The sequence below is a fragment of the Nonomuraea sp. NPDC059194 genome, from assembly GCF_042754765.1.
In the GTDB taxonomy this organism is placed as follows: domain Bacteria; phylum Actinomycetota; class Actinomycetes; order Streptosporangiales; family Streptosporangiaceae; genus Nonomuraea.
This window is the reverse complement of sequence record NZ_JBHZBH010000083.1, coordinates 1-10179: the sequence shown is the minus strand read 5'-3', so window position 1 is coordinate 10179 and position 10179 is coordinate 1. Positions and strand designations below refer to the sequence as shown.

Genomic DNA, 10179 nt, shown 5'->3' with positions numbered 1-10179 from the left:
GTCTCCTCACCGCATCTAAGACGCTTCATGCTGCGGCCATGACCAGCAATAGCGCCCCTATTTCGCAGCAGGGGTTGACTCAGGGAACTGCCGCGGGCTTCGTTCCTCAGCCCTTGCCGCCGAGTTTCGGGATGGCCGTGGGGGCGTCTGGTCGTGGAGGCATCGATTGCGACATATCGTCGATGGCCAAAGGCCTTACCCATCAAGACACCAGGCCACGCCTGCACAGAAGCCGATTCGACGCGATCTTCCTGAGGGTTTCCTGTGAGTGTTGATCACGGTTTGATCTCGACCCTCCACGCGTGACCAGCGTTGTTTACAGACGGTCACAATTGACGGCTTGTCCAGCGAGCTGTCCACCTGACCGGTTTGCCCTTGTAGGTGAGGGTTCAACTAGAGATTGAACAAGTGTTCGCTTCGCCCTGGTGATCACTATGCGTGGATCTTGACCGAATGTGCGGTTTTCTGGCTTGATCAGGTCGCTTTTACATCCGGCTTATCTCCTCATGAGCGGAGCTTGCGTGCGCGTGTTACCCCCCTCCCGTATCCATCGATCTCAACGATCCACTCCGCCCCGTCGCACCCGGTCAGCCGGTCGACGGCTGCGCCGAGCCGCCGTGCTCGTCCTGACCCCGGTTCTGCTGGTCACCTCGACCCCGGCCTTGCCGGCCCACGCACAGGCTCCTGCCTTCCCCCACGAGGCAGGATTCGTGTCCCGGGTCGCCTCCTGGGTGACGGGCGGCATCGCCGGGCTGTTCGCCGAGGACCCGCAGGGCGAGATGCGCCCCAGCAGCAAGCAGGTCACCCTGCCCGGCAGTCAAGCCGCCAAGCCTGCTGAGGCGGCAAAGCAGCCGCCGGGCAAGCGGGTCAAGGAACAGACCGGCAAGCGGTCGCAGTTCGGCAAGGTCTACGAACTGGAAGACGGCCGCTCGCAGGTGGAGCTGTCCACCCGCCCGGTGCATTACAAGGACGCCGACGGCAACTGGCAGGACGTCGACACGCGGATCGAGGCCGTCTCGGAGGACGGGTTCGTCCAGGGCAACGACAAGGCCGGCTTCTCCAGCCGGTTCGGCGACAAGACCGACAAGCTCGCCAAGATCAAGCTGGGCGAGCGGCATCTCACCCTCGGCGTGGTCGGCGATGCCAAGCAGGTGTCCCCGGCGGTGAACGGCTCGACGGTCACCTACCCGGGCGTGTGGGACGGCGCCGACCTGGTCTACAAGGTCACCCCGGAGGGGGTGAAGGAATACCTCGTGCTGTCCAAACCGCCCGCCTCCGGGACGGCGTACTCCTTCACCGTCAAGACCGGCGGGGTGACCGCCCAGCAGAACGCCGACGGGTCGATCGCCTTCACCGGCGAGGACGGCACGCCGGTGTTCACCGTGCCGAAACCGTTCATGATCGATTCTGAGGCGGACGTCTCATCGCCGTACGGCAAGCGCTACTCCGAGGCTGTCACCCAGAGTGTGACGCAGCAGGGCAGCGAGGCGACGATCACCCTCACCCCGGACGCCGGCTGGATGGCCGCGCCCGAGCGGAAGTGGCCGGTGGTGATCGACCCGACGATCAACCTGCCCGACTGGTCGCTGGCCACGCAGGACACCTACGTCGACGCGGGCGCGGCCACGAGCAATTTCGTCTCCTCGTGGATGCTGCCGGTCGGAAAGTCCGCCACCGGGGTGAAGCGATCGCTGATGTACTTCAACCCGCCGGACGCCGACGTGCTGCCGATCGGGACGCGTATTGACCAGGCGCAGTTGCAGATGTACTTCGACCAGTCGCTCGGCGATGCGGCGCCGGTGACGATCGAGGCACGGGAGATCACCTCCGACTGGGTGACTGACATCGGTTCGACGACGTGGAACCGGCAGCCGACCTTCTCCTCCACGGTGGCCGCGTCGGTGACGCGTAACGCGGGTGAGGTGTCGCGCTGGCATTCCTTCGACGTGACCGGGATGGTCAACGCCTGGTATGCCACGGTCGAGGCGCCGATGCACGGGATCATGCTGAAGGCGGCCAACGAGGCGAAAACCGCCCCGGTCGCTGGCGTGGCGTATCACGCCAGCGAGGACGTCTTCGGCGGCGACGGGATGCTCGGCGACCGGACGACCTTCCCGCGGCTGGTGGTCACCTTCGGTAAGCCGTCGGTGAGCTTGAAGCCGGTGACCACCGCGACGTCGGTGGGCGCGTCGCTGGAGTGGACGCCCTACGCCGACCCGACTCCGGCCGATGCTTCGGATGATCTGGTGGAGTATCGGCTGCGCCGGACCTGCCCCTCGGACTGCTATGACACCAGCACCACCAGACGTGGCGTCGACACGCTGGTGGCGGCATTGCAGCCGGAGACCACCTCGTATGTGGACACCAGCAGCGGCGCCGACCCGAGCGATGCCGCCGCCGACTGGTACATCCACGAGGCCACCTACTGGGTGGAGGCGGTGCTGAAGAACGGCCAGGTCGTGCCGTCGCAGCAGCTGCGGGTGCCGCTGCCCAAGCCCGGCATGATCTCCAAGGTGCTGCCCGGCAGCGTCGACACCACCCTGACCTCCGGCGAACCCACCACCGGACACGACCAGCTTTCCGGCGCGAAGTGGGTGCGGGCGGGCAACACCGCGACCGCTCAGGGCAACACCCGCGCGGTGGTGAAATTCGACGACTACGCCACCCAGATCCCCGCCGACGCGCAGATCAGCGAGGCGTCGCTGTCGCTGTGGCAGACCACGGGCACCGGATCAGGGGTTAGCTTCGACGTCCACAAGTTGACCAAGGCGTTCGACGAGTCCGCGACCTGGAACAGCCCGTGGTCCAGCCCGGGCGGCGACTTCGACGCGGCCGTGCTCGGCAGCGCCTCCGGGATGACGAGTCAGCCGGGATGGCGCCGGTGGACGGTCACCGACGCGGCCAAGGCGTGGACCGCCACCCCGACCGGCAATCACGGCGTGCTGGTCAAGGTCGCCAATGAGGCGGGTACGGCCAAGCAGTCGGTCTCCTTCCTCGCCTCCGAGGGCGAGGAGAGTCTGCTGCGGCCCAAGCTGCGCGTTACCTACGTCGACCCGGCAGCGGTGCGCTCGTTCTACGCGCCGGGGACGCCGGAGCGGATGGACACCACCTCAACCAAGCAGATCTCGGTGATGGTCACCAACACCACCAGCGAGACCTGGCCGGCCGCCTCGACCGCGGTGTCCTACCACTGGAAGCTGCCCGACGGCACCGAGGTGTCCACCCCGGACAGCCAGCTGAAGACGGCGCTGCCCTACGACCTGCCGCCGGGAGCGTCGGTCCAGGTGGACGCGGACGTCAAGGCGCCGACGGTGAGCGGCGACGGCACGAACAAGGCCGAAGGCATGCAGTTGGTGTGGGACGTGCAGGACACCGTCACCAACAACTGGAAGTCGGCCACCCATCACCTGCCGGAGCTGCCGCAGCAGATCCGCATCGACTCCCCCACCTCCGACCTGCTGGGGTCGGAGAAGTTCTACGCCTACACCGGCAAGAACACCGGCGCCGGGTCGACCGCGCTGGTCAACCCGTACGCCGGGAACGTGGTGTGGAACTACAACGCCTTCACCAACCCCTCGCGGGGTGTGCAGACGTTCGCGCGGATGACCTACAACAGTCTGGACACCTCCACCGCCTCGCTCGGCTACGGCTGGAGCCTGCAGACCTCCACGCTGCAAAAGCTCGGCTCGCAGTTGCAGTTCCACCCTCCGGGCAGCCACCGGTTCTGGCCGGGACAGGTTCGGCTGGTCGACGGTGACGGCACCACGCACGTGTGGACGCTGAACACGCACGGTTTGGACGTGTCGCAGTGCCGCCCGAACAGCTGCGACTACACCCACCCGCGCGGCGTGCACCTGTACCTGCAGCGAGTGGCCGACTCCGCCGATCCGGCCCGCTACTCCGAGGACCCGGCCCGGCAGTGGGTGTTCACCAAGCCCGACCGGACCCAGTTCGTCTTTGACGAGGAGGGCTTCCAGTCGGCGATCGTGGACAAGAACGGCAACACCATGTCGTTCACCTACGAGCGACGCAAGTCCAACAACAAGCCGACCAAGTTCCTGACCTACATCACCGACGCCGCCAGCAGGGAGACGCTGCGGCTCACCTATTACAAGAAGGGTCAGGACTACACCTACATCAACGACGCGGGCGCCGAGGTCAACGACACCAAGCTGACCAACCCGCACATCATCGACAACGTCGCCTCGATCACTGACATCGCCGGGCGGAAGGTGACCTTCGCCTACACCGACAAGGGCCTGATGGCCAAGATGGTCGACGGCGCCGGTGATGATCAGGCGAAGACGTTCCGGTTCACCTACGACGCGTTGCAGGGCAACAAGAACGTCAAGCTGGTCGCGGTGAAGGACCCGCGCGGTAACACCACCGCCTTGAAGTACTACACGGCTCCGGTCGACCCGAAGGACCTGTGGAAGGTTGAGACCCTCACCGACCGGCTGCGGCCTGTCGGCGGGGTGACGAAGTTCGCCTACGTCGACCCGGACGGGCCGCAGGGCGGAATGATCCATGCCACCGTCACCGACCCGCTCCTACATGAGACCAAGTACGTGCTGGACGCCTACGGGCGGCCCGAGTCGATCCTCAACGCCAAGCAGGAGACCACGGCGCTGACCTGGGACCCGGACCACAACGTGGTCAAGCTGACCGAGGACAACGGCGCCTACACCTCCTGGGAATTCGACCAGAACACCGGATACCCGCGAAAGATCTGGGATGCCGAGGCGAACGCCAACGGTACCGCCCCCACCGTGTTGGACTATCAGACCTTCCTCAACGGGAACGTCGCGGACCTGGTGGGGAAGACGTCGTCAGAGGGTCGCAAGTGGGCCTTCACCTACGACGCCAAGGGCAACCTGAAGACGGTCACCGACCCGCTCGGCGTCGCCTCGACCACCGTGGACGGCGACTACACCACCACCTATGAGTACGACCCGGTCGGGCAGCTGACCAAGGCGATCGACGCCAACAAGAACCCGACCGTCTACAGCGACTACCACCCGACCGGCTACCCCGAGAAGATCACCGACGCCGACACCAACGTCACCACCACCGCCTATGACGTGCGCGGCAACGTGCTGTCGGTGACCGACGCGCTCGGCAAGAAGACCACCCAGACCTACGACATCTTCAAACGGCCGCTGGAGAACACGGTCCCCAAGGACCAGGACGCCTCCCCGCCGGTATTCATCGTCACCCCGGCGCCGGTCTACGACGTCAACGACAACATCACCAAGATGACCGCCCCCAACGGGGCCGTCTCCACCGCCACCTACGACAAGGCCGACCAGCTCACCGAATCGTTCCTGCCCAAGGACAGCGACAGCGGTGAGGAGCGCAAGGCCAGCTTCACCTACGACGCGGCCGGCAACCTCAAAACCCAGACCGAGCCGAAGGGCAACCTCACCCCGTCAGTTCCGGCCGACTTCACCACAACCTACGTGTACGACCCGATCTACCAGCTGACCGACGTGCTCAACGCCGACCAGCACAAGATCACCTACGAGTACGACAACGTCGGCAACACCGTCAAGGTCGTCGACCCGCGCAAGAACAACACCGCCGACACCGGTGACTACACGGCGAGCTACACCTACGACTTCAACCACCAGGTCACCAAGGTCAAGGACGCCGCGGGCTTCGAGACCAGCACCCGCTACGACCTGGACGGCCTGGTCGTAGGCCAGACCGATCAGGAGCTCAAAGAGACTCTCATCTTCCGAGACAAGCGCGGCGCCGTCGAGGAAACCCGCGTCCCCCACTCGGAGACCGACGGCGTGATCAAGTACACGGTCACGCAGTTCAAGTACGACGAGGTCGGTAACCGCACCAAGGTCGTCACCCCGCGCGGCGTGGAGACCACCGACGACCCGACCGACTTCATCGCCGAGACCAAGTACGACAAGCTGAACCGGCCGGTCGAGGAGGTCTACCCGTTCGACCGGGACGACCCGAAGTACAACACCCTCGACTCGGTGACCTACGTCTACGACCAGGTCCACCGGTTGAAGGAGATCTCCGCTCCGCCCTCGCACGGGCAGACCGTCCGCAACGTGACGACGATGTCGTACTGGGACAACGGCTGGTCGAAGACCACCACCGACCCGTGGGACATCAAGACCACCTACGACTACAACAACCTGGGCCTGCAGACCAACCGCACCGTCACCTCGGCGGGCGGCTCCAGCCAGCGCGCGCTGGACTGGGACTACTACCCCGACGGCAAGCTCAAGACCCACTCCGACGACGGCGTCCCCCTCGGCCTGGACGTGGTCCTCGGCGACAACTCCGACACCGGCCAGGTCACCGCGGTCGGCTCGTGGACCCTCGGCGGCACCGGTAGCGGCTCGTCGTCGAACATCGTCGGCCCCACCCTCGCCACGTCGGCGACGTCCGGGTTCGTCGGCTACGACTACGCCACCGCCCCCGCCGGAACCGGCCAGTCCTCCTTCACCTGGGGCCTGAACACCCCCACCCCCGGCAGCTACAAGGTGCAGGTCAAATACCCGGCCGGCGCGAGTGCGACCAACGCCAAGTACACGGTCAAGCACGACGGCGGCCAGCAGGTCGTCACCGTCGACCAGACCAAGAACACCGGCGACTGGGTCGACCTCGGCAGCTTCGCCTTCACCGCGGGCAACGCCCACGCCATCACCCTGACGGATGAGGCCAACGGCAGCGTCGTCGCCGACGCCGTCAAGCTGGTCCGCGACAACAGCGGCGACACGGATGCGGAGAAGAAGGACTTCGCCTACACCTACGACGCCAACGCCAACCTCACCCGGATCGACGACCGCTCGCCGACCGCGAAGATCGACGTCTGGGACATCGCCTACACCGGCCTCAACCAGATCGAGTCGGTCAAGGAGAAGCTTGGCGGCGTTCTGAAGAACACCACCACCTACACCTACAACGAGAACAGCGCCGTCACCGAGCGCACCCACGACAAGACCCTGGCGACCTACCGCTACGACGTGCGGGACCTGGTCGACCAGGTCGTCAACAAGAAGTCGGCCACCGACCCCGCGCCGAAGGTCACCGGCTACACCTACACCCGCAAGGCCGAACGGCTGACGGAGACCAAGGCCAACGCCAACACCGTCACCTACGACTACTTCCTCGACGGCCTGCTGCGGCACTCGATCGAGAAGAAGGCGAACGGGACGGTGGTCGCCGAGCACACCATCGGCTACCAGGGCAACCTGCACCGCGCCCGCGACCTGACCAAGATTCAGAACGCCGACAGCCCCGGCGCCTACCTCGAGCACGACTTCGCCTACACCTACGACCCGCGCGACCGCATCGCCAAGACCGTCAAAACCCCGGTCGCCGGCGGCACCGCGGCAACCGAGACGTACTGGCACGACGCCAACAGCAACGTCTACGAGGAAGAAGTCCTCGGCAAGAAGACCACCTTCGCCTACGACCGCAACCGCCTGATGACCTCCGTCACCGACGGAGCCACCAGCACCTACAACTACGACCCCTACGGCCGGCTGCGCACCATCACCGGCGGCGGCAAGGTCCAGGAGAAGTACAGCTACGACGGCTTCGACCACGTCGTCCGGCACGAGAAGCTCGGCGGCGACGGCGCCACCACCGTCACCAGCTACACCTACGACCCGCTGGATCGCACCACCAGCAAGACCGAGAAGGAAGGCTCGGCGCAGGCGAAGACCACCACCTACTCCTACCTCGGCCTGTCCGGCGAGGTCCTGGACGAAGAGGTGGCTGGCAAGCTCACCAAGTCCTTCCAGTACAGCCCGTGGGGCGAACGGCTGTCCCAGGTGAAGGTGACCGGCACCGGTGGGGAGGAGTCGTCCTACTACGGCTACAACGCCCACACCGACGTCGAGCAGATCACGTCCGAGGCGGGCGACACCCGCGCCACCTACGGCTACACCGCCTACGGCAAGAACGACGACAAACTCTTCACCGGCGTCGACAAGCCCGACCCCGTCGACCCGACCGCCAAGGAGGAGTACAACCCCTACCGCTTCAATGCCAAGCGCTGGGACAACTCCACCGGCATGTACGACATGGGGTTCCGCGACTACAACCCCAACCTCAACCGCTTCCTCAACCTCGACAGCTACAACAGCGCACTGGCAGACCTCAGCCTCGGACTCGACCCCTGGACCGCTAACCGCTACGCCTTCACCGGCGGCAACCCCATCAGCGGCGTCGAAATCGACGGACACAGGGTTGACACCGGAAATAGCGAATCCGACAAGACCTTCGCCGAAACACATCACGCAAGCGGAAAGAAAAAGTCGACCCAATGGAGGGTGCAGGAGGTAGCAAACAAAGTTCGACAGGTCGCCGAACAACTTAGTAATGATCTCTGTGATGCAAATGATTACTGCAAAGCAGAGAAGGAGATCAATGAAAAGCTGAAAAAGCATGGCACAACGCTTGACGAAGTCCAGGCGCAGGCTGATTGGGGCATGCCTGGGCGCAGGCTGGGTGGTCGCAATCCGCTTGGGCTAATTCCACCTAAAAATAAAAGACTCGATAAGAAGATCGACGGCCCCGACAGTAACGAAGTCTTCTATCGGGCAATGAGCCTAAAGGAATTCAATCAGCTGGGGCCAAATGGCGAGATCACCGTGAAGGGAACGGAGAACTTCGTCACGCAATCTCGCGAATACCTTGAGGGCTTGAGGTGGCAGACTGCCCGAAAGGGAGGCAGAAATGTCGACAAGTACGCAGTCCTGGTACGCTATGTAATGGCGCCGGGAACTCGTGACGCACTGATCGCTGTGGGTAAGACGCCGGACAAAATCGGCCACGACCTCAATTCGGTGCACCTGAAGGTGGAACACGGAGCGAACACTTACGGCCTGAGGCCGGGATCCGTCGGCGTGTTCAACTCGAGGATCGTCGGATCTGGAAGGGTAGACGACTGGTGAACATCCCGAACGACAGCAGTTCCTCGGTCGATATGGTGGATTCCCTTGCGGTGGGATTTATCACCAAGCAGCACGCCCAGGCTATCGCGGCCGAATGTCCCGAGACGACGGAATCCATCGCCGCCTGGATCCGGGAAGCAGCTCGTGCGCGCAACTGGCGCAGAGTGGAACGGCTCGCCAATCTGGCTGCCCCTCTCCAGGCACCAGGGCTCGGCGAGGTTCTCCAGGAAATCCTTGATGCGGATGTCCCTGGGCTCAACAACGAAGACCTCGTCGACATCCTGGGTGATATCCAGGCGACGGACGCGGTCGCGTGCCTCTTCAGAGTGGCCGAACGTTCGGTGCAGACGGATGCGCCTGCGTACTGGCTGTGCCAGAAGGTGATTTTTTCGTTGGGTGCGATCGGCACGGTGGAGGCGCTTGGCCGCGTTCGGGCGATGACGGAGCCGTCATGGCCCGACGTTGTCCGATGGCACGCCGCAGTCGAGCTGGAGATAGAAGAGGAACTCGGCTTCGACGAGGATCGAATGCTGGGATAGCACGCGTATCCCGCCCCAGAGTGCCTCGGACCGTTGACCGGTCTCGAGGCACTCTGGGAGCGTCCGAGGAGGTCGCGGCGGCGTGGGCGATATTCGCCCGTCCGGCCAGGCGGAAGGTGCTGATCGCCAGGTTGCGGAAGGACACGAGAGCTCGCGGTGCGGTACCCGATCCTGAGCTGAGAATTAGCCTCGCCAAACTTCACATCGCGGACCAGTGGAGACGGTTCTCGCGGGCGGCGGAGCGCACCCGCTAGGACGGTTCGTGGCGGACCCGCTGGTTCCGTGACCGTTCCGTGAGGAGGTCCAAAAGAGCGGAATACGATGAGAGATCATAGAAGCTATTCGGGCTGGTCGGCGCCTTGATCCTCACTCAAGCCCAGGTGACTGGAGGGTGGCCTGGAGAACACCCAGATCTACGAGGGCATGCTGTACAGCATCCCGTACAGCAACACCGCCCCACCTCGCCAACCTCCAACGCTTTTCGGCGCATGCTCGATCAGTGAGACGAGGTCGTGACCATGAGCGTGCCACCAGTTCGCATCGAAGTGGTCAGCGCCTTGACGATCGCTCACTTCGCTACTCGCCGACCGTGGCTGGGGCGATCGACGCCGAGGCCCTCCTAATGAGTCTTAGGAGCAGGCCATCCGGCAGACTCCATGGTGGATAGCGGCCGCCGGTGGGTGAGCACTCGGTCCTCCTGGGCGTTGAGT

The 10179-nt window shown here is 64.5% G+C and carries 2 protein-coding genes; both read left to right on the top strand.

Annotated elements, in window-relative coordinates; genetic code table 11:
* Positions 1-710 precede the first annotated feature (710 nt).
* On the top strand, positions 711-8930 hold the full coding sequence (locus tag ACFXJ8_RS43390) for a DNRLRE domain-containing protein (RefSeq protein WP_379651339.1): 8220 nt from the start codon (positions 711-713) through the stop codon (positions 8928-8930).
* A complete protein-coding gene (locus ACFXJ8_RS43385; RefSeq protein ID WP_379651337.1) occupies positions 8927-9469 on the top strand; it encodes a hypothetical protein in 543 nt (180 codons plus the stop codon). Before ACFXJ8_RS43390 ends, ACFXJ8_RS43385 begins: the two co-directional genes overlap by 4 nt.
* Positions 9470-10179: the final 710 nt, after the last annotated feature.